Origin of the sequence: Bacillus mycoides (assembly GCF_000832605.1) — a bacterium.
GTDB classification, from domain to species: domain Bacteria; phylum Bacillota; class Bacilli; order Bacillales; family Bacillaceae_G; genus Bacillus_A; species Bacillus_A mycoides.
In genome coordinates this window covers 1639517-1664328 of record NZ_CP009692.1, presented here as the reverse complement: position 1 = coordinate 1664328, position 24812 = coordinate 1639517, and the positions used below count along the sequence as shown (strand labels likewise).

Here is a 24812-nt window from a genome sequence, read left to right as displayed (position 1 = left end):
TGTGACCTACAACTTCATTCTACCCTAATTGCCATAGGGTGCAAACAAATAAATCGCTTTGTCTTGCTATCATTAAAGTAGCAAAATTCCCACTTCTTTTCAATTAAAATGCTCATATATTCCGAAAAAAAGCTTCCTTCTACAAGGAAGCTTCCTGCTGACATAATAAACATATGAAATGGATATGGACCCTGTAGGACTCGAACCTACGACCGGACGGTTATGAGCCGTCTGCTCTAACCAACTGAGCTAAGGGTCCACGATTATGTATGTACCATTAAAAACAACTAAATTCCAATCGGATATATCGTTTGAAAAATGTAAGATAAATTTACCATATACGAAAGAAAAGTGTCAATTGTATTTTTCTCTACTAAAAGAAGTAAATTAATAAGAAGGAATTTAGTCCTCTCTACTATATGTAAATATAATATATCTTGAGCTTCTCTAGATTCGTACGTTACAATGATTTTATACATACATAAAGGAAGTGAATCTATGTCCATTTTTACACAGCTAGCAAAAAGCGTATATTCGCCTAAAGATATGGCGCTTTTCCGTTTTCAAAAAATCGGTAAAACCATTTTGTATATTATGCTTCTTTGCCTAATCACTACTATTCCAAGAACTTTCTTGTACGGTAGCGTTATTCAAGATGGTGTTAACATGGTAAATAAAGTAATCGAAAAAGATTTACCTGATTTTAAAATTGAAAATGGCGAGCTAACAGCTGATATTGATCAACCTATCGAAAAAGAAGATGGAAATGCCCTTTTCGTATTTGATCCAAATTCAACAGACTTAGAAAAATATCAAAATAAAACAGGTTTATTTGTTTTAAAAGATAAAGTAGTCTCCATGGGGAATGGTCAAACACAAACATACTCCTATAATGACTTATTAGGCGCATCTCTTGAGAAAAAAGATTTACAAGATTTCATTTCGTTATTTGACAGTATTTATCCAATCTTATTATTCGTTATTGGGTTCTTACTGTACTTGTTCCAATTATTTATTACCTTTGTAGGAGTTACATTGCTTGCCTTCATCGGTTCTGCGATGAGCGGTCAACGCAAATTATCTTATAAACAAGTTTGGACATTAACTGCTTACAGCTACACAATTCCAACAATCTTCTTTATGATTATGGATTTATGCAAAATAAACGTACCTGGCGCAACATTCATTTACATTGCAGTTGTTTTAATCGTTCTATACTTAACAATTAAAGAAGTTCCAAAGCCGAAAGAAAAACAAGAACTATAAAAAAATGCCTAAATAGGCATTTTTTTTTTGGACAAGCATATATTCCTAGCAAAGGAGTGAAGGATATGAAGAGATTAGGTGTACTCTTATTCGTGCTTGTCCTCGGTTATATATTTTATTACGACATAAAAATCGGTACTTTACCGATGTTAAGTTCATACAAAAAAACATCTGCTGCCCAAACGATAAAAAAAGAAAATACAGATACAAAACAAAATAAAGAGAAAGAAACAGAAAAAGAAAAAGAAACGGATACAGCTTATAAAGCAATCGAAGTAAAAACTGGCGATACAGTTCTTTCTATTACAGAAGCGATTAATAAGAAAAAAATTCCTTCTATTGAAAAAGTAATTGATGATTTTAAGCAATTAAATAAAAATACATCTGCTACAAAAATCCAAGTTGGAAAGTCTTATAAATTCCCCTTATATCAATAAGCAATCACTTAATCCTTGTCAATTACATAAAGGCGCTGATACAATAGTAAAAGTGAAACCGAGTACTTTGGTTTCTATAGCCCTTTCTCACACATACTATCATTGATGTAAGGGACTAAAATAAGAAACTTCTTTTATAAGGAGAGCGATCAATTCGTGAATGAAATGACTCAACGCACAAAAACACGTCCAGTTAAAGTCGGTAATTTAACAATTGGCGGTAACAATGAATTAATTATACAAAGTATGACGACAACAAAAACGCATGATGTTGAGGCTACAGTTGCTGAAATTAAACGTTTAGAAGAAGCTGGCTGTCAAGTTGTTCGTGTTGCTGTTCCAGACGAACGCGCAGCAAATGCTATTGCTGATATTAAAAAACAAATCAACATTCCACTTGTTGCTGATATTCATTTTGATTACCGCCTTGCTTTAAAAGCAATCGAAGGCGGCATTGATAAAGTACGTATCAATCCAGGTAACATTGGACGTCGCCATAAAGTAGAAGCTGTTGTAAATGCAGCGAAAGAGCGTGGCATTCCAATCCGTATCGGTGTAAATGCCGGCTCATTAGAACGTCATATTTTAGAAAAGTATGGATATCCAACTGCTGATGGTATGGTCGAGAGCGCACTGCACCATATTAAAATTTTAGAGGACTTAGATTTCCACGATATTATCGTATCAATGAAAGCCTCTGATGTTAACTTAGCAATTGAAGCATACGAAAAAGCTGCTCGCGCTTTTGATTATCCATTACATTTAGGTATTACAGAATCAGGAACATTGTTTGCTGGGACTGTAAAAAGCGCCGCCGGTCTTGGAGCAATTTTAAGTAAAGGCATCGGAAATACACTTCGTATCTCTTTAAGCGCTGATCCAGTTGAAGAAGTAAAAGTTGCACGTGAACTATTAAAATCATTCGGTCTTGCATCTAATGCCGCAACACTTATTTCTTGTCCAACTTGTGGTCGTATTGAAATCGACCTAATTAGCATTGCTAATGAAGTCGAAGAATACATCTCCACACTTAAAGTTCCAATTAAGGTTGCAGTACTCGGCTGTGCCGTAAACGGTCCTGGTGAAGCTCGTGAAGCTGACATCGGTATTGCCGGTGCACGCGGAGAAGGTTTATTATTCCGTAAAGGGCAAGTCGTTCGTAAAGTACCAGAAGAAACAATGGTAGAAGAACTGAAAAAAGAAATTGATGTAATCGCTGCTGAAATGGCTGCCGAACGAGAAAAAGAAAAACAAAAAGAAAAACAAGAACAATAAAAAAAAGGTTGCCACAATTTTTGTGAGCAACCTTTTTTTACATTCAAATTAAAAACTCGTCAGTTATATAACTGACGAGCCCTCTCATTTTGCACATTTTGGGCAACGACCATATATTTCAAACTTATGCCCCGTTACCTCATAACCTTTAAAATCTTTATTCATAAAATCCATCGGGCAGGAATTAATCTCTTTTGTACCACCACAATCTAAACAAATGAAATGATGATGATGTTCCATAATGGAGCATGTAAAACGGAAATGCTTTTCACCATTTAATTCCGTTTGCTCTAAAACACCGACTTCAGCAAAAACCGTTAAGTTACGATAAATCGTATCAAAACTAAGTCCTGGATAATCACCCTTCATATGCTCTAAAACATCTTTCGCAGTTAAATAACGATTATGAGCTGCGAATAATCTCAGCATTTCTTCCCTTTTCCCTGTATGTTTGTATCCCTTTTCCTTCATTAGGCGTAAAGCTTCTGTTAGATTCATACCTATCCCTACTTTATGCAGTTTTTTTCTTTTTCCATAAAATTGCACCAATTAAAATAAGAACCGCTATCATAACAATTGTACCACCTGGAGCTAAATCAAGTTGATACGAAGCAAACATTCCACCAATTACTGCAATTTCACCAAATAAAATGGAAAAGAAAATTGTTTGTTTAAATCCTTTTGCAATACGAATACTTGCTGCAACTGGTAACGTCATTAAAGATGATACGAGAAGAACACCTACAACACGCATTGATACCGCAATTACAAGAGCAACTAATATAATGAAGATAAAGTGAATCCACTTTGCACTTAAACCGGTTGATACAGCGTATTCCTCATCAAATGATAGTAAAAACAACTCTTTGTATAATAAAACAATCGTCGCAATAACAACAATCGCTACTATACCAATAATAATTAAATCCGCACTTGTTACAGCACTTACACTACCAAATAAATAACTAAATAAATCCGTATTGAATCCATTAGCAAGTGAGATGAAGATAACTCCAATCCCCATCCCTGCTGAAAGTATAATCGGGATTGCTAACTCTTGATAATGTTTATATACAGTACGTAATTTTTCAATTAGCAATGCTCCACCGATTGAAAAAAACATCCCCATATATAAAGGGTTTAAAAACCCACCGGTAAAGATTGTCTTTTCAAGTAATAAACTCGCTGCAATTCCTGATAACGTCACATGACTTAATGCATCCGCAATAAGCGACATGCGGCGAATTACAACGAACACGCCGATAAGTGGTGCGACAAGCCCTATTAAAATACCAGCGTATAAGGAATTACGTAAAAAATCATATTGTAAAAAATCCTGTATCATTATATCCTCCCGTGATGCCCATGTTCATGTTCTAAGCGATGAACATGATGTCCATATAAAATCGACATTTCTGCATCTTCTAACTCTCGGAATTTCTCTACATTCCCATGGAAATGTAAATGCTGATTCAAACATGCAACATGCGTCACCTTCTCTGTTACAGCACCCATATCGTGCGTAACAAGAATTAACGTAATTCCCAATCTTTTGTTTAAATCCTCTAGTATCTCATAAAAACTTGCCACATTTTTCACATCAATCCCAACAGTAGGCTCGTCCAAAATAAGCAATTCCGGATCACTTACAAGTGCACGAGCAATAAATACACGCTGTTGTTGTCCACCAGAAAGTTCTCCAATGTTGCGACCTCGAAACTCGCTCATACCTACATCAGCAATCGCTTTTTCTACTTTCGCATTATCGTCTTTCGTAAAAAAGCGAAAAAGCCCTTTTTTCGAAACGAGCCCCATTGAAACAACCTCGAAAACAGTTGCCGGGAAACCTGAGTTAAAGCTACTTGCCTTTTGGGATACATAACCAACTTTATTCCACTCTTTAAATTTCTTACTATCAATGCCAAACAATCTAATACTTCCTTGCTTTGGTTTTAAAACACCCAATAAGCATTTAAGTAAAGTCGATTTCCCTGAACCATTCGGTCCAACTAAACCTAAAAAAGCTCCCTTCGGAACTTGCAAATTAATATCTTCTAACACGTTGCGATCTTCATACCGAAACGTTAATCCTTCTATTTCCAATATATTATTCATAGCATCTCACCTATTTTAATTCAGAATGATTCCGATTTATCTCTATTTGAATTATAGTACAGCTTATTATAGTTGTAAACCAATCTGCCTAAAATATATTCTTTATTTCAAGAAACCTTATTATTATAACAAAAAGCAGAGAATAATTCTCTGCTTTCAAAAGATATTACAATTAACTTTTTAGTGAATTGCTGATTTAAACTTACCACCATTTGTCTCTTGTGTATTCATAATCGTAACAAATGCGTTTTCATCAATTTCATGCACAATTGATTTTAACTTCGTCACTTCCAGACGTGTTACAACTGCATAAATAACTTCTTTTTCTTTATCTGTATAGCCACCTTTAGCAACAAGTTTTGTTGTTCCACGACCAAGGCGGTGTAAAATCGCATTTGATACTTCCTCATATTGATCCGATACTATTAAAACTGCTTTCGTTTCGTCTAATCCTTGAATTACCGTATCAATTGTTTTGAATGCGATATAGTACGTCATAACAGAATACATCGCTTGTTCAACACCAAAAACAAATGCTGCCCATGCAAAAATGAATAAGTTCACAAACATTACGAATTCACCAACAGAAAACGGTAATTTCTTCGTTAATAGAATTCCCATAATCTCGGTCCCGTCTAACGATCCACCATGACGAATAACAAGTCCTACACCAATCCCTAAAATAAGACCGCCGAAAACTGTTGCTAAAATCGGCTCTGTTGTAAATGGCGGGATAGCATGCAACGTTGATTCAATAAATGCTAAAGCTACAATTCCAAATGCTGAAGATAACATGAATGTTTTTCCAATTTGCTTATACCCGGAGTACATAAAAGGAATGTTGAGGATAACAACTAAAGTAGAAAAGCTTAACCACCAAATATTAGGAGTAAGATAATCTAATATAAGAGAAATACCAATAATTCCACCATCAATAATTTTATTTGGCATTAAAAACAGTTCAATCGCTACCGCCGCACACGCTGCCCCAAAGACAATCATAACTAAACGATATACAAGATGAATAACACTTTCTTTTCGATGTTGCTTTTTTTCCATAAGTCCTCCTTATACTCTTTATCTATAGTTTTGTTCTTATATTATAACATAAGCTTCTTTTCCCCATTGAAAAAATGCACCTTGATACGAATATGTACAAGCTATGCTTACATATATTTCGATAGAAGAACGTGTGAAGGAGGACAACACGATGAACCTCATTAAACAAATTGTGAACAAAAAATTAAATCATATTTCTACAAAAGAACTATTGAAATATAGTAAAGAATACGAAGTTCCAATCACAACTGCACAAGCTGATAAAATCGTTTTACTTATGAAAGGGAAAAACATTAACATTTACGATAATACCGAGCGACTAGATTTGTTAAAACAAATCGCTAAAGTAACTACTCCTGCCACTGCCCAACAAGTAAATATTTTATTTCAGCAGCTATTAAAATAAGGAGGGGAAAATCCCCTCCTTATTGCTCTTTAATTTTTTCAAGAATTCCTTCATCAAAAGTACCATTTTTCAGCATTTCGATTTCTAATTTATATGGTGGCTTCTTATCTTTTTTATCTTCACCTACATACGGCGTCTCAAGAATTTTTGGTACGTGCGTAAGTTGTGGGTGATGCACAATGTGATGCAATGCCTTATAGCCAATATGACCAAAACCAATATTTTCATGACGGTCTTTTCCAGCTCCGCGTACATTTTTGCTATCGTTAATATGAAGTACTTGTAAACGATTTATCCCAACAATTTTATCAAATTCGTTTAACACACCGTCAAAATCATTTACAAGGTCATAACCTGCATCATGCGTATGACACGTATCAAAACATACAGATAGTTTTTCATTATATTTCACACCATCAATAATTTTCGCAATTTCTTCAAAGCTACGACCGCATTCCGTTCCCTTTCCTGCCATCGTTTCTAACGCAATGTTAACCGTCTGCTCTGGCGTTAATACTTCATTAAGCCCTTTAATAATTTGTTGAATACCAGCATCTGCTCCTGCACCAACGTGCGCACCTGGGTGAAGAACGATTTGTTTCGCTACACCTAATGCCGATGTTCTTTCAATTTCCATGCGAAGGAAGTCTACACCTAATTGGAATGTTTCTGGCTTCGTCGTATTCCCAAGATTAATAATGTATGGCGCATGTACGATAATTTCTTCAATACCGTTTAGTTCCATATGTTTTCTTCCTGCTTCTATGTTCAATTCTTCAATTGGTTTTCTTCGTGTATTTTGCGGTGCACCTGTATAAATCATAAACGTCGTTGCACCGTATGAAACAGCCTCTTCACTTGCTGCTAATAACATTTTCTTACCACTCATAGAAACATGAGATCCAATCTTTAACATACAATCACCTCTTCAATATACAATAGATATAATGATAGCATAATTTGTAGAAATATGTAGCGAATTGTTTGTTCACACAAAAGGCACTACATAAATTAAACGGACTATTCAAACAATCTGAACTCTATACTTAAATTAACCCAATAAAGCGAAACTTTAATCAACGTTTTTTCTACCCCTCACTAATTATTAGTCTACATTAATCGACTTTCTCTCAAGCAGTGAGATAAAAAAAAATAAGGGAAATCCCTTATCTTTTTTTATTGCTATATTTTTTCTTCACTTTGTCACGTTCTGTTGCAAGTTTTCGTTTATAGTTTGGTTTTACTTTTTTCGGCTTCTTAACAACTTTTGTTGCCATAACATCTAGTCCATCACTTGGTTTTTTACGGCTCTTACGACGACGACGGTCACCTAAATCCGCCCATTCATCTCCGCGTAAATCTACATGTTTAAACTCGATATGACGTTGTTTTTCCAAACTATCTAACGCTTCTTCATTTGCTGGATCATAAATCGTCACTGCAATACCTGAATGACCCGCACGTGCAGTTCTTCCAACACGGTGAACGAAGAAATCTAAATCTGGTGGAAGTTCATAGTTAATAACATGGCTAATTCCTTCAATATCAATACCGCGTGCCGCCAAATCTGTTGCGACAATGTATTGGAACTCTAAATCACGAACTTGTTTCATCATTTTTCTACGATCACGTGGTGATAAATCACCGTGTATACGCCCTACTTTTAATCCACGTTCTGCTAATCCATCGGCTACTTCGTCAGCCTTCTTCTTTGTGTTTGTAAAGACAATTGCTAAATATGGTTTAAATTGAAGTAGCATATTTTTCACTAATTCAGTTTTATTACGGTGTCTTGAAGGCACAAGGTAATGATCAATATTTCCTGCTGCAACTTGCTTCGGATTAATATGAATATGTTCTGGATTCTCCATATATTTCTTCAAAAATGGTTTTAATTTTTGAGGAATTGTTGCAGAGAAAACTAACATTTGCAGATTTTTAGGCATACGTGCCGCAATTTTATCTACATCTTGAATGAATCCCATATCAAGCATTAAGTCCGCTTCATCGACAATAATAGTATCCGCTTTATAAACAAATAGCGCCTTTTCTTCTACTAAATCTTTAATACGTCCTGGCGTTCCAACTACAATATGAGGTTGTTTTTTCAACTTTTCAATTGATCGTTGTTTATCAGTTCCACCAATTAAACAGCGTGCTGTAATCATTTGATCTTCTGCACAGAACTTTGTTAGTTTCACAATTTCTTCGTAAATTTGTTGTGCTAACTCACGAGTAGGCGCTGTAATAACAAGTTGTACCTCTTCACGACTTGCATCAATTCTGTTTAATGTAGGAAGTAAGTATGCATGTGTTTTCCCAGAACCAGTTTGGGATTGTCCAATTATACTCACACCTTTTTTCACGACCGGGAAAATTTTCTTTTGAATTCCTGTTGGCTCTGTAAAGCGTAGTTCACGAACTGCATCTATTAAAAATGGTTTAAAATCATACTGTGTAAAAGTTTGTAGTGTCATAAGTTACACCTTCTTTCTAAAATTTCTACTGCGCACAAATCAGTCAAGTCTACATTATATCGAAATCTACAAGTAAAATCCATCTTTAGTTTAGGTTTTTATCTCAAAAACTAACCTTCTTTCCTTCCATTGCATATTGTATGTGTATATACCTAACTGAAGAAAGGAGGATTTCCCACATGTTTCCGAAATCCCCTATAAGACAAATGTATCCGAATCGAGGACAACAATCTTACACACCATATCCGATTCCACAACTACCACCGATGGCTCAAAAAAAGAAAGGTTTCCTTGCTAAACTCTTTAAAAAACACGATCCAACCGAACCTTTCATGCAAATGGTCCCTCCTTATCGACAAATGGAAGGGCCACCGATGATGCACCAACAACCGCCGCCCCAATATCAACAGCAACAGCCATACCAACAACAATATACACAACAATATACACAACAATATCAGCCATACATGCAGCAATATCCAGAGCAGATGATACCACCTCAAATGTATGAATCAAATGATACACGTGGTGCTGCGTCAGCTACAACTGCAGCGGCATCTAGCAGCGGCATCGGTAGTTTTTTTTCAAATTTAATTTCGAACCCAACTAATATGATAAATAATATCGAAAAAGTATCTCAAGTCGTGCAATCTGTCGGTCCTGTTGTCGAACAGTACGGTCCCATTATGCGTAGTCTACCAAGCATTGTTAAAATCCTCACCTCTGGAAAAAGTACGGAAGAAAATCAAACTGAAGATGCAACAGAACAGGTTGAGGTAGCAACTCCACCTCCTCCACCTCCAAAAAGGAAACGAAAAAAAATAGTGCTTGAACCGGTAATAGAAAAAGAGGTTCCGAAAGAACCCGTTCAACAATCAGCAACAAAACCAAAACTATATGTGTAACAATCCTTTGTTTTCTATCCACTCCTCCTTTATAATGTAATGGACTATGCACAAAAGTATCCCTTGTTTAGAAGGAGAGGATTACTCACATGAAGATTGTTAAAATTTCCCCTCGTGGTTATTGCTACGGTGTTGTTGACGCAATGGTTATTGCACGTAACGCCGCATTAGATAAATCATTACCGAGACCCATTTATATTTTAGGTATGATTGTTCACAATAAGCATGTCACAGATGCTTTCGAAGAGGATGGCATCATTACATTAGACGGTCCAAGTCGATTAGAAATTTTAGATAAAATCGATTCTGGTACTGTTATTTTCACTGCACACGGTGTTTCTCCAGAAGTTAAACAACGTGCAAAAGAAAAAGGTTTAACGACAATTGATGCAACTTGTCCAGATGTTACAAAAACACATGACCTTATCGAAGCAAAGAAAGCTGAAGGATACCATGTCATTTATATCGGCAAAAAAAATCATCCAGAACCAGAAGGCGCAGTTGGTATCGCACCTGATATCGTTCATCTTATCGAAAAAGCTGATGATTTAAAAACACTAGAAATTCCAACGGATAAAATTTTAGTTACGAATCAAACAACAATGAGTCAATGGGATGTTCAACATTTAATGGAGGACATTCAGAAAAAATTCCCAACAGCAGAATTCCACAAGGAAATTTGTTTAGCAACTCAAGTTCGCCAAGAAGCTGTCGCTAAACAAGCTGATGTTGCAGATTTAACAATTGTTGTCGGTGATCCGAAAAGTAACAACTCAAACCGTTTAGCACAAGTATCACAAGAAATCGCTGGTACGACAGCATACCGCGTTGCAGACGTAAGTGAAATCCAATTAGAATGGCTACAAGGTGTAGAAAACGTAGCTGTTACAGCAGGTGCTTCTACTCCAACGCCAATTACAAAAGAAGTTATTGCTTTCTTAGATCAATATGACCCAATGAATCCAGCTACATGGGAAAGAATTCGAAAAGTACCACTTCAAAAGATACTACCTCGTGTAAAAGTGAAAAAAGAACAATAATAAAAACCGTTGCCTACATGAGCAACGGTTTTTATTTTTCTTATACAAATGTGAATGGATCTGTATGTAACTGCGAAGCGTGAATGTGTACATTGAATTTCTTCACATCTACTTTTTCTTGCAATTGTTTTTGTACACCTTGCTTCATTACTTTTTCAACGTTATGTCCTGGATCGACTATATTTAAACCAATCATCATCGCATCGTGAGCAACATGATAATACATATCACCTGTTACATATACATCTGCTCCTTTAAATTTCGCTTGGTTTATATATTTATTACCGTCACCACCAAGTACAGCTACTTTACGCACCTTATCATCTAACTTTCCAACAACTCTTGCACCCTTTACATGTAATGATTGTTTCACATGTAAAGCAAACTGCTCAAGCGTCATTTCTTCTTGTAAATACCCTATTTTACCAAGACCTAATGTTTCACCTTTATTATCAAGCGGATATACATCATATGCCACTTCTTCATATGGATGGGCTGCCAACATCGCTTTAATAACCTTTCTTTGTAATGAAGCTGGAATAATCGTTTCGACACGTATCTCTTCCACACGTTCTAACTGCCCAGTTTCTCCGATATAAGGATTTGTACCTTCTTGAGGGATAAACGTACCTACCCCTTCGCTACCGAACGTACAGTGGCTATAATTACCGATATGACCTGCATCCGCATCTCCAAGAGCTTTGCGCACTTCTTCTGCATGGGTTACTGGAACAAATACAACAATTTTTTTCATTTCTTCTGCATATGTAGGAGCTAATACTTCTGTATTTTGTAACCCTAACGCATCAGCAAGTAAATCATTTACCCCGCCCTTAGCAATATCTACATTTGTATGTGCGGCATAAACCGCAATATCATTTTTAATACACGTTTCAATAATTCTTCCGTACGCCTTATCTGTATGAATCGCTTTTAATGGATTAAAGATTAAAGGATGGTGCGCTATAATGATATTCGCTCCTAATTGGATCGCCTCGTCCACAACTTCCTCAGTTACATCTAACGCGATTAATACGTGCTGGACAGGTTTATTAAGCGCTCCAATCTGTAAGCCAATCTTATCCCCTTCCATCGCTAAATGCTTCGGATACATACCTTCAAACAAAGAAATAATTTCATGACCATTCGGAATTTTACTCATGATAAAACCTCTCCTATCATTTTCATTTTCGCTTCTACTTCTGCACGCTTCGCTTTTGTCTCTTCAGACTCTGCTGCACGTTCTAACTGTTTTAAAATATTTTGGAAGTTTTTCAATTCCCCTTCCCACTTTTCAACAAAAGCTTCACTTTTTTCTTTTATTAAAAATGGACCCATAAACAATTCAGCTTGTTTATTTTCAGAGTAAGGTACTGCTGTATCTCCTCGCTCTCCGACTAAAATCTCGTAAATCTTTCCGTCTTCTATTACAATTTTCTCACGGATAAGCTCCCATCCATTTTCAATAAACCATTCACGGATATGGTGTGCTGCAATATTCGGCTGTAAGATTAAACGTGTTACACCTTCTAATTTTTCTTTACCACTTTCTAAAATGTCACGAATTAACGCTCCACCCATACCAGCAATCGTAATAACATCTACTTCTCCTGGCACTATAACAGCTAATCCATTCCCTTTACGAACGTCTACTTTATCTTGTAAGCCACTTTCAGCTACAGTTGCTTGTGCAGAGCGAAATGGTCCATCTACAACCTCTCCTGCAACTGCTTTTGTAGCAATATTATTTATAATTGTATAACACGGTAAATACGCATGATCCGATCCAATATCAGCTACTGTAGAGCCTACCGGAATCTCCCTCACAACTTCTTCTAATCGTTTCGAAAGCTTTACTTCATTCATGTATTTCCATTACTCCTTCTCTTCTCAGTCTGTCTCCATGATAATGAATTTATAGTAGTTGTTGCAAGTCCATAACAATACTTCAATTCTCTATTACTAATCGTATTTTAGATAGTATAGAAAAACAAGCCTTTTGCAAAAAGCAAAAGGCTTGTTTTTCTATACTTTATTTTTTCTTCGATAACCAATCAGCTACTTTTGCCGCTTGATCAGCTGGAACTATATTTGGCGGCATATTTCCTTTTCCTTTTGAAATAACTTCTTTAATTTCATCTTTTGAAAGTTTCCCACCAATTTTTTGTAAATTAGGGCCTACCGCTCCTTGTAACTGATCACCATGACAGCTCGTACAGCTTTGCTTTACAATATCCTCTGGCTTTGATGCTGTTTGTGCTGGTTTCCCACCATTTTTTGCATCAGCTAACTCTTTAGATTTATTTAGCCCCTGAAATGAAAATACAAACATAACGATAATACCTAATGCTGCAATAAGAGCGAACGGAATCAACGGATTACGTTTCATATCTCTTCTCCCCCCTCTATACCGCTAAATAGTTAGATGATTCAGTCATTTATATTGTACTTGAAAACGCCCTATCAGAAAAGAGCAAACTACTACTTGTTAAAAATATTCCGTAAATTCATTTTATTGATTTTCACTATTATATCGCATATTATTTCGATAATTACTAACGTTTCTCATCATATTTTTTACTTTTCTACATATTATTTTGTATATAATAAACAAAATAAATCGAAAAATCGAAAAATGAGCATTTGCAAATCAAAAGACAATTCTGTAAAATAAATTACAAGAAATTGTAATCGTTGCCGATAGCTAAATTTTAACAAAAATTAACAAAACAAAAAAGTTTACTTCACAAAAGTGAAGTAAACTTAAAGGTAGCCTATTCTAAGAAATCCTTAAGACGCTTACTACGGCTTGGATGTCTTAATTTGCGAAGTGCTTTCGCTTCAATTTGACGAATACGTTCTCTCGTTACGCCGAATACTTTCCCAACTTCTTCAAGCGTACGAGTTCGTCCATCATCTAAACCAAAACGAAGACGCAGAACATTTTCTTCACGATCTGTTAGTGTATCTAACACATCTTCTAATTGTTCTTTTAGCAATTCATACGCTGCATGGTCCGCAGGCGATGTTGCTTCTTGGTCTTCGATAAAGTCACCTAAATGGGAGTCGTCTTCTTCACCAATTGGTGTTTCAAGAGAAACTGGCTCCTGTGCAATCTTTAAGATTTCGCGTACTTTTTCTGGAGCAAGATCCATTTCTTCACCAATCTCTTCAGGAGATGGTTCGCGTCCTAGATCTTGTAATAATTGACGTTGTACACGGATTAACTTATTAATTGTTTCAACCATATGAACTGGAATACGAATTGTTCGCGCTTGGTCTGCAATCGCACGTGTAATAGCTTGGCGAATCCACCAAGTTGCATACGTACTAAATTTAAAACCTTTACGGTAGTCGAACTTTTCAACTGCCTTAATTAGACCCATATTTCCTTCTTGGATTAAGTCTAAGAAAAGCATACCACGGCCCACGTAGCGCTTTGCAATACTTACTACAAGACGTAAGTTTGCTTCTGCAAGACGGCGTTTTGCTTCTTCATCGCCTTCTTCAATACGTGTCGCAAGTCGAATTTCTTCTTCAGCAGATAGTAAGTCTACACGACCAATTTCTTTTAAGTACATACGAACAGGGTCATTGATTTTCACACCTGGCGGCACACTTAAATCATTAAGGTCAAATTCTTCTTCCGTTTTTGTAATTTGACGATTATTAGGACCTTCGTCGTTGTCATTGTCACCAACTAAGTCAATCCCTTGTTCACCTAAATATTCATAGTATTCATCCATTTGATCGGATTCAATTTCAAATCCATTCATGCGTTCTGCAATCTCTTCATATGTAAGAACGCCACGTTTTTTTCCGAGCTCAGTGAGTTGTTCTTTCACTTGCTCAAGGGTCATTTCAGTTTCAATTTGTTTAGAACGAGCTGGTTTATCAGCCATCTGTTCCCCCTCCTTACGCGAGATACAAACATTCATTATACTAAAACTTTATCGAAAAAGCTATTTTCTTGCTTTTTGACTTTGTAAATATGCCACATAATATTTAGCAGCCTCTACAGGATTTGTTTTTTCCATTTGTTTTACTTTAAAGATAATTTCCATCTTTTCAAGTTTTTCTTTATGGCGTCTTAGCGCCTCCAAATGACCTTGTAACGCTTCTTCTGTGTACTCTGGATTAATAAATTCATCCGTCGAAATATCAGTAATAATATTTTTCAACTTTTCATCAGAGAGCCAACTTAAAAATGTTCCGACTGAAGGTTCATTTCCCTTTTCATAATATGCGTATAGTTCATATAAAATCCCTTTATGTTCTTCTGTATAAAAATCTTCTATATGAGGTTCCATACGCACTGTCACTTCTGCACTTTGCAACATATGGTAAATAATTTCTCTTTCTGCCCTTTCAAAACCTGTTAATTTCGGTTTCGTTTGAACAATTTGAGATGGCTTAGAAACCTGCTTTATTTGTTTTTGCTGTACCTTTTGTTCTTTGCGATATTGGTGCAATTGATTCAAAAGTGTTTCCATTGAATACGAAAATTCTTGCGATAATGATTTTAAATATGATTCCGCCTGCATCGCATCCTGTAGCAATGATAACTCTTTTAAAACACTTTTTACATATTCTTCTTTGCCAGACTCATCTTGCAAATTTTTCCCTAAACGCAAATAATTTATTTTGAAACCAACAAAACTTATACTTGATTTCACAAGATTTTCAAAAGCGGTTGTCCCATATTGTTGCACATATTCATCAGGGTCAAGCTTATCTGGCAAGGATGTAACTTTCACTTGGCAACCAACTTGCAATAGTAATTGCCCTGCTTTCATCGTCGCTTCTCGCCCTGCTTTATCACCATCATAGCAAAGAACAACAGTTTCAACGTTACGTCGCAGAAGTTTCGCTTGTTCTTCAGTTAAAGCTGTTCCCATTGTCGCAACAGCTTCTTCCACACCACTTTTCACCGCGGCTAGTACATCGGCATAACCTTCAAAAAGGACAACCTGCCCACGTTTTCTAATAAACGGCCTTGCTTGGTGGAAATTATACAACAGCTTACTTTTGTAAAAAATCGGTGTTTCAGGACTATTCAAATATTTCGGAGTGTCATCGCCTAATGCCCTTCCACTAAACGCTATCACCTTACCTTGTAAAGTATAAATCGGAAACATAACTCTTCCGCGGAAGCGGTCATAATGACTGCCATCCTTCTCACTTCTTACAAGAAGGCCAGCCTGTTCCATACTAGATAGCGACAAACCTCTTTTTTGTAAAATTTTCGTTGCTGCATCCCAAGCTTGTGATGCATAACCAATTTCAAATTTCTCAATCATCTCTTTTGTAATACCACGTTTTAATAAATATGAAAGTGCTTCATTTCCTTCTTCTGTATTTACTAATAAATGATGATAATACTTTTTCAAAAGTTCATGAGCCTGTTGCATGATGACAGTGTCATCAGATATGTCTTCTTGTTGTTGTTGTCCTTGCCCTGATTTATATTCTGCAACTGCAATTCCATTTCTTTCGCCAAGCTTTTGAACAGCCTCTGTGAAAGCAAGTCCTTCCATTTTCATAAGAAAAGAAAATACATTTCCACCTTCTCCACATCCGAAACAATGAAAAATTTGCTTATCAGATGAAACAGAGAATGAAGGAGAATTCTCACCATGAAATGGACAAAGGCCGAAATAGTTACGCCCCTGCTTTCTAAGTTGAACATACTCACCAATCACTTCTACAATATCGGATGATGTCCGAATCTGTTCAACAACTTCTTCAGGAATTCTGTTCCCCATAACTCCATCTCCGTGTCGTATTTTGTATTCGATATAAATTAAAAGATTCCTTTATAATTCGACAATATTTTTCTAAATTTGTTAGAAAGTACTGTCGATCACATTGTGTAAACGATTTTGGACCTTTCGTATAAGTCCCCAGTCTGCGTAAATTCGCAGATACATACTACTATATAAAATTGTATACATTTGCTCATCTGTTACAAATGTATCTCCTGGAGACAATACATATACTCCTTTTTCACAAGAAGACTAGCAAGAAGCACTATAGCCTGTATGATCATGAGATCTGTAGCTTTTGCATGTTAATAAATATAACAGTCAACTTCATCTTGCTCAGAATCTACATAGACCCAATTACCTTGCTGTTTTCTTGAACGATGAGCATAGGATACGACAAACAAAATTTCGACATAAAATTTTGTTCCAACGTGCACAATTGCATTCTTCACGGGATACGCATCTGCATCAAATAATATCTTATCTGATGTTTTGCATATTTCTGTATTCTACATCCCTTCTGTGAATCCTTCCATAATGTGCGTTTTCTTGTCTAGATTTTGTCGATTTAACGTAAATACATGTCTTTTTCGAAAATCCTATCCCTAGTTTATTCTGAAAAATTAAAGTCTAAACGTAAAATATAGGTTTTTATCACAATTTTTTATTATAATATATTTTCTTCAACTACGCTACATATCCCTTTAATTTTCATCTTACACTTAAAGATAACGAAATCGTTCCTTTAGCATAATTAAAAAACAGAAGAATATAAGTATAACCATTCCGCTATATTCTATTACTAAGCCAAAAGTTCATGCTCTACTTCGCATCTTCCTCTAACGCCTTCTCACGAGCGAAAAAAGCACATTCACCTTTGGTAAATGTGCTAAAACATTTTTTGGTTTTGCACTGCATTCACAATAATATTTGCTGTTTCTTCAATTGCCTTATTTGATACATCAATCACTTGACAATTTATTTTACTAATTACTTCCTCAAAATGATCAATTTCTTCTTGAATACGATTAATATTTGCATATGTTGCTCCATCACTTAATCCAAGTGATTTCAATCGTTCTTTTCGAATATGATTTAACTTATCTGGTATAATTTTCAAACCGAAACATTTCTCTTTTGCCACTTGATATAATTCCTCAGGCGGATCCACTTCCGGTACAAGTGGTACATTAGCAACTTTCAAACGTTTGTTATGCGCTAAATATTGTGAAAGTGGTGTTTTTGATGTACGTGAAATTCCAATCAACACGATATCAGCTTTTAAAATACCACGTGCATCCCTACCATCATCATACTTAACTGCAAATTCAATCGCTTCAATTTTTTTAAAGTACTCTTCATCTAATCTTCGAACGACACCTGGCTCATACCTTGGTACTTGCCCTGTAATTTCTTCAATTTGATCGATAAGAGGTCCGATAATATCGTATGCCTCTACTCCTTCTTTTGCCGCTTCTGTCAATAAATATTGACGCATATCAGGCTTTACTAACGTAAAACAAATAAGCGCTTGATTGCTCTTGGCAATCGAGATTACTTCTTTTAATGTCCCTGTATCTTCTACATACGGTACACGCCTAATATCAGGAGCGAATGGGAACTGTCCCATTGCCGCTCTAACAACCAAATCAGCCGTTTCTCCTACAGAGTCAGATACGACATATACGATTTTATTATCCATTACATTACCTCACTTTAAACAAATTACACTTATTCGTTATTTACTAAATTTACAAACGCACGTGTAATATTTGTTTTTGTAATTCGTCCAATCACTTCTAAACCTTGTTTCGTATCCTTCACAACCGGCATCGCATCAATCTGTCTTTCTATTAATTCCATCGCAATATCATATAAAGAATCCTCCCTGCGACACATCGCAATGTTTGGCATCCTTGTCATGATAATATTAACCGGAAGAGAGGTTAAATCCTGCTTTCCTAAGCTAGCTCGTAATAAATCTTTACGAGATACAACGCCAACTAATAAAGTAGCTTGATCTACAACAAATAATGTACCAACGTCCTCTAGAAACATAGTACAGATTGCATCGTATACTGATACATTTTTATCAATTACAGCCGGTCTAGATTGATAATCTTGCACTTTAATTTTCTTAACAGCTTCAGATAATAGCTGTCCCCCGGTTTTACCCGTATAAAAATAACCTACACGTGGACGCGCTTCTAAATAACCAGCCATCGTTAAAATTGCTAAGTCTGGTCTTAGCGTTGCACGTGTTAAACCCAATTGCCCAGCAATTGACTCCCCTGTAATAGGACCGTGATCTTTTACAATCTGAATGATATGCTCTTGCCGTTTATTCAGCTCTATGATAATCACCACCTTTAATGCACAACGAAAAAAGTTATACTATCTCTTAAATATTATATACTAAATATGCTATTCGAAAAAGAAAGTATGTAAAAAGGACCGTATACGGCCCTTTTTATATTTGAAACTTATCAAGTTGTTCCAAGAAACGCCTTGTTTTCAAATAAATCCCACAATATTCGTCATAATATGTATTCAATACTGTGCGCATTTGTTTTTTTGTACTATCCTTCACCGATACATTACCGAGCCGGTGTAAATCAAAGTGAAAAAAGAGACGTAATAATTTATGAACAGCCTCTCCCACCGGAATACGATACGGATCTTGCTCCGCATGACGCGAGCACAGAAAACCGCCTTCCCGGACAGAGAAGGCGACAAAATCTGTTTCTTGATGACAAATAGCACATGTATCAAAGTACGGGCGCATCCCTAATACCGGAAGCATTTTCGTTTGATAAATTAATGATAATACTTCTGGATCAACACCCTCACACATATAATGCAACGTTTGATATAACATTTCAAATAAATACGGATTATGCTTCTTATCTTCTGTTGCTTTATCGGTTAATTCAATAATAAATGATGCATAAGCAGTTAAAAATATATCCTCGCGAATTTCTTTCATAGATGAAATAATCTCGCCTTGTTGCAAAGTTCCAAGTCCAGATCCCATTTGAATAAGAAAATGACCATGTGTCATAAGTTGCGAAATAGCTGCTAACCGACTCTTCGGCTTTTTCGCCCCTCTTGCCATTGCACTTACCTTACCAAATTCCCGCGAGTATATTGTAACAATCTTATTTGTTTCTCCGTAATCTGTCGTACGGATAACAATGCCCTCAACTTTTTGAAACATGTTCGTCACCATCCAAGGTTTGAACAAAACGGGTCAAGAAATTGGAGAGTCTAGATGCGCTAACTCCTCTTCATGTTGATCCATCTCATCGTTTACGTCTTTTTCCATTTCTTTCAAAAGCAAATACGTTTCAATGCTTCCTGTTTTGGAGAAAAACTTCCAGGTAAAATCTAGCATAAGAATCCACCTTTCTCAATAAGCGTAGCCTATAAACCAATTTCTTTTGTTGTTATTAAGTTGACCCATTTTGTTCATTTTCATGTGAGAAAAATTTTTCCTAATTTATCAAGGTTCATAAAAACCAATAATCAGCGGATGAACAAAACATCCACTGATCACAACTTTACTTCATATTAATACTCGTCTTCACGGAAACCAAGGTCACGAAGCTGTGACATCTTATTACGCCAATCTTTTTGCACTTTCACCCATACTTCTAAAAATACTTTAGAACCAAGAAGTGCTTCAATGTCAAAACGAGCTCTCTTACCGACTTCTTTTAACATCTTCCCTTGCTTACCTATAATAATTCCTTTTTGTGATGCACGTTCAACAACAATCGTTGCGTTTATATAAACCGCTCCGCCCTCACGCTTTTGAATTGCATCAATAACAACCGCTACAGAATGCGGTACTTCTTCACGTGTTAAATGTAATACTTTTTCACGAATAAGCTCTGAAATAATAAATCGCTCTGGATGATCCGTTACTTGATTATCCGGGTAATATTGCGGTCCTTCTGGTAAATACTTTTTAATTGCTCCGATTAACGCTTCAACGTTATTACCGTCCAATGCAGAAATTGGCACAATCTCCGCGAACTCATATAATTTACGATATTGATCAATCAACTCCAGCAATTGCTCTGGATGAAGTTGGTCAATTTTATTAATTACCAAAAATACCGGTTGTTTCGTTTCTTGTAATTTCTCAATAATAAATTCCTCACCACGACCATATCCTTCAGTTGCATTGACCATAAACAAAACAATATCAACTTCTTTTAATGTCGTTTGAGCCATCTTCACCATGAAATCGCCTAGTTTATGTTTAGGTTTATGTATTCCTGGTGTATCAATGAAAACTACTTGTGAATCATTTTCTGTATATACACCTTGAATTTTATTACGAGTTGTTTGTGGCTTATCGCTCATAATGGCAATTTTTTGGCCAATAATACGATTTAAAAATGTAGATTTCCCAACATTCGGTCTGCCAATAATAGAGACAAAACCTGATTTATAACCTTTTCTATTCATGTAAATCCTCCGCTAAAAATGCTCCTGGTAACAATTCTCCGACTGTTGTCTCTTGAACATCACCATGTAAGTTTGATAGGTATACTTTCGTATCCTGTTTACATAATTCTATCATAACTTGTCGACATGCTCCACAAGGAGGTACTGGACGCTTTGTATCCGCTACGACTGCAATAGCTACAAACTCGTTATCCCCTTCAGAAATTGCCTTAAATAAAGCTGTTCGTTCTGCACAGTTACATAAACCATATGATGCATTTTCAACATTACATCCACGATATATTTTTCCATCCTGAGTTAGTAAAGCTGCACCTACTTGAAATTTAGAATATGGTACGTACGCTCGTTTACGCGCTTCGGTTGCTTCTTGAATTAATTGTTTGCTATTCATATTCCCGCATCCTTTCCGTTCATAGATGTGAATAGATACACTCTTTCATTAAAGGCCTTCACGGCGCTCCCAAAGCTTAATAAAAGCTTCGGAATGCAACTATACCATATACGGTAAAAAGATAATAGCACCAATTACAGCAGCTATAATTGCAAATAATAAAACTGCCCCTGCTGCAACATCCTTTGCAATTTTTGCAACCGGATGAATATCGGTGGTTGCTAAGTCTACTGTTTTTTCAATAGCCGTATTCACCATCTCTAAACTCATTACAATCCCTATCACAATAAGTACGACAATCCATTCCATTGTTGTAATATGGAAATAAAAGCCGCAGCATATAACGATGACTGCGGCTAAATAATGAATTTTCATATTTCGTTCATGACGAAGACAAAAGTATATACCAGCTATAGCATATCCAAAACTATCTAAAAGTTTTCCTGTTTTCATCGTCCTAATCCAAAGGCCTCTAAAATTTCTTTTTGTCTTCCAAACATTTCTTTCTCATCTTCTTCTGTCATATGATCATAACCAAGCAAATGCAAAAAGCCATGTAGTGCTAAAAACCCAAGTTCTCGATCAAAAGAATGTCCATATTCTTCAGCTTGTTCTTTTGCTCTTGGAATAGAAATAATAAGATCTCCTAACATACGCGGCATCTCTGCACCGACAATTTCCATTTCGCCTTCTCCCATTTCTTCCATAGCAAAAGAAATAACGTCCGTAGGCTGATCCTTATCTCGGTAATCACGGTTTATTTCACGAATACGTTCATTATCTACAAATGTAACCGATAATTCTGCACCTTCTTCTATGTTCTCCATTTGGGCTGCTTTCTCTACTAAACCTCGAATCAAACTTATATATTCGTCTTTCACTTCTTCTGTTTCATCAATAAAATCAATTAATAAACTCATTCTTTCTCCTTTTCTTCCGGCGGTTCCGGATATGTAATACGGGAATGGAAAATACCATTTAACGTTTCACATAACGTTTTTCCAACGATTTGTAGTTCCTTAAATGTCAAATCACATTCACTAAATTGACCATCTTGCAGGCGATCTTTAATAATACTTTGCACTAAATTATTAATCTGATCTGGTGTTGGATGGTTCATCGAACGTACCGCCGCTTCCACACTATCAGCAATACCAACGATCGCCGACTCTTTAGAAGTTGCTTTTGATCCTGGATAGCGGAACATTTCCTCCGTATATTTCTCTTTATCTGCTTTAATCGCATTATAATAAAAATATTTAAGTAACGTTGTACCATGATGCTGACCAGCAATATCGATAATTTCTTGAGGTATATGGTGTTCTTCTAACATTCTCACCCCATCGGTTACATGAGCAATTATAATATCTTTGCTCGTTACAGGGTCTAATCTATCATGCGGGTTTTCAATACCCATTTGGTTTTCAATAAAAAACTGTGGTTGTACCGTTTTCCCTACATCATGATAATACGCCCCTACACGCGCTAATACTCCATTTGCTCCAACTGCTTCACAAGCAGCTTCTGAGAGATTAGCTACCATTACACTATGGTGATATGTACCTGGTGCTTCTAATAAAATTTTACGCAAAAGCGGGTGATTCGGACTTGAAAGTTCCATCAATTTCATACTCGATACAATCCCAAGACCACTTTCTAAATACGGTAAAATCCCCATAGCTAGAACAGAAGAGATAATACCCGAAACAGCAGCCATTAATAATTGCACCCCAATTTCAAGAGGCGAAAAATTCCCGTTACGTAATAATAGCAAAGCCGCTAATACGACTACATTTAATACAGAAACGAGTATACCAGCTTGTAAAATCATCGTACGACGATTTTTTTCTCTCAAGAAAATACTAACTGATAATGAACTTAATAAAACATAAATCCCCACACTATAATTCAGTGTACTCGTTACACCTTCATTAAACATAATACTTCCGCATACAGAAAAGATCATACTCGTTAAAAATACAAATCGATCACCAATCATTAATTTTACAAGTATTGTTCCCATTGCAACTGGAACAACATACGCGATTCCTGCATACTCAAGCTTTTGAAACAAACTAATGATTTTCATTAAAACAATCGTGATAGACAAAATTGTAATATACGCTAAGACATACGGCCTATCTTCTCTTTTCCGCTGTAAAAACACTTCAAACTGCTTATGCATAAAGTACAATAGCACACCAATGAGTACCGCTAACCCAACATAGGGTTGAAAACTGTTCCCTTTTTCTAACAGGCCAACTAATTTCAACTGATTGTACATATCACTTGAAATCGTTTCACCTTCTCTAACAAGGACTTGCCCTTGAAGAATATAAACAGGTGGAACTAAATCTTCTTCCGCTTTTCTCTTCTCTTTTGTTAAGGTCGGATCATAAAAATAGTTTGCAGAAATCGCATATTTCCCTAACGCCTTAATAGATTCCTTTAAACCATTATCAACATTAACACTATTCATCTCACTTACATATCGTTCCTTCGCATCCTTCAATTCATCCATTTTAACATGCTCAGTCATGATACTATTAATAGCTGTAACTGTTGCATCTTTCGCTAATACTAATTGGTTCGAATCCGCATTAATTAAGTTTAGTAAGTTTGAATCAGATAATTCTTTCGTTAAATCAGTAGGCAATTTTTTTTTCAACTTGTCCACTTTTTCAGCATCAGTAATCTTTTTTTGCTCATCCGGTCCAACCGCTTTAATCTCTTGTATCACTTCATCTACTTTAGCAAAGACGTCATTCACAATATCCACTTTATTTTGTTTATACTCACTTTTATATGTATATTGATCTTCAACTTTTGTAGCGGCTTCTTTTTTCTTTTTGTCCGTTGTAACTTTATCTTCAATTTTAATAGGAGAATGGATTGTTTTTTTCGCAATAGAATATGTTGTAACATCTAATTGCTCTGGTTTTACATTATTCATAAGTGCAAAAAACAGCACTGCCCCTAATAAAACGTAAGAAATCCAACTTAGTTTTTTCGAATGTTGTAAATTACGAAACCACTTAGAAATTTCTTGAGATCTTGACATGATTTCAATACCTTCTCCTCTCCAGAAATAAAGTGAAACTATTTATAGCTTTCATTTCTTCTAGGTAACGATACTTTTTGGACAACATTTTTATCCACTATCACCTATAGTTTATTTCCCTCGTCTTTAATGATAGTAA

General features: G+C 35.9%; 28 protein-coding genes and 1 tRNA gene. 6 read left to right on the top strand and 23 right to left on the bottom strand.

The features are described 5' to 3' along the window. Positions 1 to 185: 185 nt before the first annotated feature. Both BG05_RS10505 and BG05_RS30835 read right to left on the bottom strand, forming a co-directional pair. Positions 186 to 259, bottom strand: a tRNA-Ile gene (locus BG05_RS10505). A 28-nt stretch (positions 260 to 287) separates the two neighbouring features. Beyond that, on the bottom strand, positions 288 to 479 hold the full coding sequence (locus BG05_RS30835) for a hypothetical protein (RefSeq protein WP_002034057.1): 192 nt from the start codon (positions 477 to 479) through the stop codon (positions 288 to 290). Positions 480 to 498: 19 nt separating this feature from the next. Here BG05_RS30835 and yqgB point away from each other — a divergent pair, with 19 nt between their 5' ends. The 3 genes from yqgB to ispG all read left to right on the top strand — a co-directional run bounded on the left by yqgB (position 499) and on the right by ispG (position 2978). Next, positions 499 to 1266 carry a protein YqgB gene (yqgB, locus tag BG05_RS10500; RefSeq protein WP_002184951.1) on the top strand — a complete coding sequence of 256 codons (768 nt, stop codon included), beginning with the start codon at positions 499 to 501 and terminating at the stop codon, positions 1264 to 1266. Positions 1267 to 1331: 65 nt separating this feature from the next. Further along, positions 1332 to 1703, top strand: a complete 372-nt coding sequence (locus BG05_RS30910) for a hypothetical protein (RefSeq protein ID WP_002088653.1) — start codon at positions 1332 to 1334, stop codon at positions 1701 to 1703. A gap of 165 nt (positions 1704 to 1868) precedes the next feature. Then, positions 1869 to 2978, top strand: coding sequence for a flavodoxin-dependent (E)-4-hydroxy-3-methylbut-2-enyl-diphosphate synthase (gene ispG, locus BG05_RS10490; RefSeq protein WP_129146754.1), 1110 nt, complete (start codon positions 1869 to 1871; stop codon positions 2976 to 2978). A gap of 84 nt (positions 2979 to 3062) precedes the next feature. On the opposite strand, the gene BG05_RS10485 is transcribed toward ispG, so the two are convergent. The 4 genes from BG05_RS10485 to BG05_RS10470 form a co-directional block, all read right to left on the bottom strand. After that, positions 3063 to 3476: a Fur family transcriptional regulator gene (locus BG05_RS10485; RefSeq protein WP_002015164.1), complete on the bottom strand. Its 414-nt coding sequence runs from the start codon at positions 3474 to 3476 to the stop codon at positions 3063 to 3065. Positions 3477 to 3489: 13 nt separating this feature from the next. Continuing rightward, entirely contained in the window at positions 3490 to 4323 is an 834-nt protein-coding gene (locus tag BG05_RS10480) for a metal ABC transporter permease (protein ID WP_002015165.1), read from the bottom strand. Further along, positions 4323 to 5093 carry a metal ABC transporter ATP-binding protein gene (locus BG05_RS10475; RefSeq protein ID WP_002015167.1) on the bottom strand — a complete coding sequence of 257 codons (771 nt, stop codon included), beginning with the start codon at positions 5091 to 5093 and terminating at the stop codon, positions 4323 to 4325. The genes BG05_RS10480 and BG05_RS10475 overlap by 1 nt, the downstream gene beginning before the upstream one ends. Before the next feature lie 180 nt (positions 5094 to 5273). Beyond that, positions 5274 to 6152 carry a YitT family protein gene (locus BG05_RS10470; protein WP_002015168.1) on the bottom strand — a complete coding sequence of 293 codons (879 nt, stop codon included), beginning with the start codon at positions 6150 to 6152 and terminating at the stop codon, positions 5274 to 5276. A gap of 151 nt (positions 6153 to 6303) precedes the next feature. Here BG05_RS10470 and BG05_RS10465 point away from each other — a divergent pair, with 151 nt between their 5' ends. Next, on the top strand, positions 6304 to 6558 hold the full coding sequence (locus BG05_RS10465) for a DUF2624 domain-containing protein (RefSeq protein WP_002088657.1): 255 nt from the start codon (positions 6304 to 6306) through the stop codon (positions 6556 to 6558). 19 nt (positions 6559 to 6577) lie between these two features. On the opposite strand, the gene BG05_RS10460 is transcribed toward BG05_RS10465, so the two are convergent. Continuing rightward, positions 6578 to 7474 carry a deoxyribonuclease IV gene (locus BG05_RS10460; protein ID WP_002167660.1) on the bottom strand — a complete coding sequence of 299 codons (897 nt, stop codon included), beginning with the start codon at positions 7472 to 7474 and terminating at the stop codon, positions 6578 to 6580. A gap of 250 nt (positions 7475 to 7724) precedes the next feature. After that, positions 7725 to 9035: a DEAD/DEAH box helicase gene (locus BG05_RS10455; protein WP_002015172.1), complete on the bottom strand. Its 1311-nt coding sequence runs from the start codon at positions 9033 to 9035 to the stop codon at positions 7725 to 7727. 179 nt (positions 9036 to 9214) lie between these two features. Between BG05_RS10455 and vrrA the strand changes: the two genes are divergently transcribed. Together vrrA and BG05_RS10445 are read left to right on the top strand one after the other, a co-directional pair. Then, positions 9215 to 9940, top strand: coding sequence for a VrrA/YqfQ family protein (vrrA, locus tag BG05_RS10450; RefSeq protein ID WP_002184950.1), 726 nt, complete (start codon positions 9215 to 9217; stop codon positions 9938 to 9940). Between the two features lie 89 nt (positions 9941 to 10029). After that, a complete protein-coding gene (locus tag BG05_RS10445) occupies positions 10030 to 10980 on the top strand; it encodes a 4-hydroxy-3-methylbut-2-enyl diphosphate reductase (protein ID WP_002067184.1) in 951 nt (316 codons plus the stop codon). A gap of 40 nt (positions 10981 to 11020) precedes the next feature. Here the strand turns inward: BG05_RS10445 and BG05_RS10440 are convergent, their stop codons facing one another. The 15 genes from BG05_RS10440 to BG05_RS10375 all read right to left on the bottom strand — a co-directional run bounded on the left by BG05_RS10440 (position 11021) and on the right by BG05_RS10375 (position 24673). Beyond that, positions 11021 to 12142, bottom strand: a complete 1122-nt coding sequence (locus BG05_RS10440; protein WP_002129128.1) for a Nif3-like dinuclear metal center hexameric protein — start codon at positions 12140 to 12142, stop codon at positions 11021 to 11023. Then, positions 12139 to 12846: a tRNA (adenine(22)-N(1))-methyltransferase gene (locus BG05_RS10435; protein WP_002129129.1), complete on the bottom strand. Its 708-nt coding sequence runs from the start codon at positions 12844 to 12846 to the stop codon at positions 12139 to 12141. Before BG05_RS10435 ends, BG05_RS10440 begins: the two co-directional genes overlap by 4 nt. 166 nt (positions 12847 to 13012) lie before the next feature. Further along, a complete protein-coding gene (cccA, locus tag BG05_RS10430) occupies positions 13013 to 13369 on the bottom strand; it encodes a cytochrome c550 (protein ID WP_002129130.1) in 357 nt (118 codons plus the stop codon). A gap of 385 nt (positions 13370 to 13754) precedes the next feature. Then, the gene (rpoD, locus tag BG05_RS10425) at positions 13755 to 14882 is read right to left on the bottom strand and encodes an RNA polymerase sigma factor RpoD (protein ID WP_000764062.1); all 1128 of its coding nucleotides are present in this window, start codon (positions 14880 to 14882) and stop codon (positions 13755 to 13757) included. Between the two features lie 60 nt (positions 14883 to 14942). Beyond that, on the bottom strand, positions 14943 to 16745 hold the full coding sequence (gene dnaG / locus BG05_RS10420; protein WP_002129132.1) for a DNA primase: 1803 nt from the start codon (positions 16743 to 16745) through the stop codon (positions 14943 to 14945). Between the two features lie 81 nt (positions 16746 to 16826). Then, complete coding sequence (locus BG05_RS31040; protein WP_162836445.1) at positions 16827 to 16970, bottom strand: hypothetical protein; 144 nt, start codon at positions 16968 to 16970, stop codon at positions 16827 to 16829. Positions 16971 to 17634: 664 nt separating this feature from the next. Continuing rightward, on the bottom strand, positions 17635 to 18447 hold the full coding sequence (locus BG05_RS10415) for a pyruvate, water dikinase regulatory protein (protein WP_002015180.1): 813 nt from the start codon (positions 18445 to 18447) through the stop codon (positions 17635 to 17637). Between the two features lie 29 nt (positions 18448 to 18476). Next, complete coding sequence (ccpN, locus tag BG05_RS10410) at positions 18477 to 19109, bottom strand: transcriptional regulator CcpN (protein ID WP_002015181.1); 633 nt, start codon at positions 19107 to 19109, stop codon at positions 18477 to 18479. A 106-nt stretch (positions 19110 to 19215) separates the two neighbouring features. After that, entirely contained in the window at positions 19216 to 19962 is a 747-nt protein-coding gene (gene recO / locus BG05_RS10405; RefSeq protein WP_002129136.1) for a DNA repair protein RecO, read from the bottom strand. 33 nt (positions 19963 to 19995) lie between these two features. Continuing rightward, entirely contained in the window at positions 19996 to 20139 is a 144-nt protein-coding gene (locus tag BG05_RS29435; RefSeq protein ID WP_000883924.1) for a YqzL family protein, read from the bottom strand. Between the two features lie 176 nt (positions 20140 to 20315). After that, positions 20316 to 21221, bottom strand: a complete 906-nt coding sequence (era, locus tag BG05_RS10395; protein WP_002088672.1) for a GTPase Era — start codon at positions 21219 to 21221, stop codon at positions 20316 to 20318. Beyond that, positions 21214 to 21612, bottom strand: coding sequence for a cytidine deaminase (locus tag BG05_RS10390; protein WP_002015184.1), 399 nt, complete (start codon positions 21610 to 21612; stop codon positions 21214 to 21216). The genes era and BG05_RS10390 overlap by 8 nt, the downstream gene beginning before the upstream one ends. Positions 21613 to 21711: 99 nt before the next feature. Continuing rightward, positions 21712 to 22065 (bottom strand): diacylglycerol kinase family protein, encoded by a 354-nt coding sequence (locus tag BG05_RS10385; RefSeq protein WP_002129138.1) that lies wholly within the window; start codon positions 22063 to 22065, stop codon positions 21712 to 21714. Next, positions 22062 to 22532 (bottom strand): rRNA maturation RNase YbeY, encoded by a 471-nt coding sequence (gene ybeY / locus BG05_RS10380; RefSeq protein ID WP_002088675.1) that lies wholly within the window; start codon positions 22530 to 22532, stop codon positions 22062 to 22064. The genes BG05_RS10385 and ybeY overlap by 4 nt, the downstream gene beginning before the upstream one ends. Then, positions 22529 to 24673 (bottom strand): HD family phosphohydrolase, encoded by a 2145-nt coding sequence (locus BG05_RS10375; RefSeq protein ID WP_003191481.1) that lies wholly within the window; start codon positions 24671 to 24673, stop codon positions 22529 to 22531. Before BG05_RS10375 ends, ybeY begins: the two co-directional genes overlap by 4 nt. Positions 24674 to 24812 lie beyond the last annotated feature (139 nt).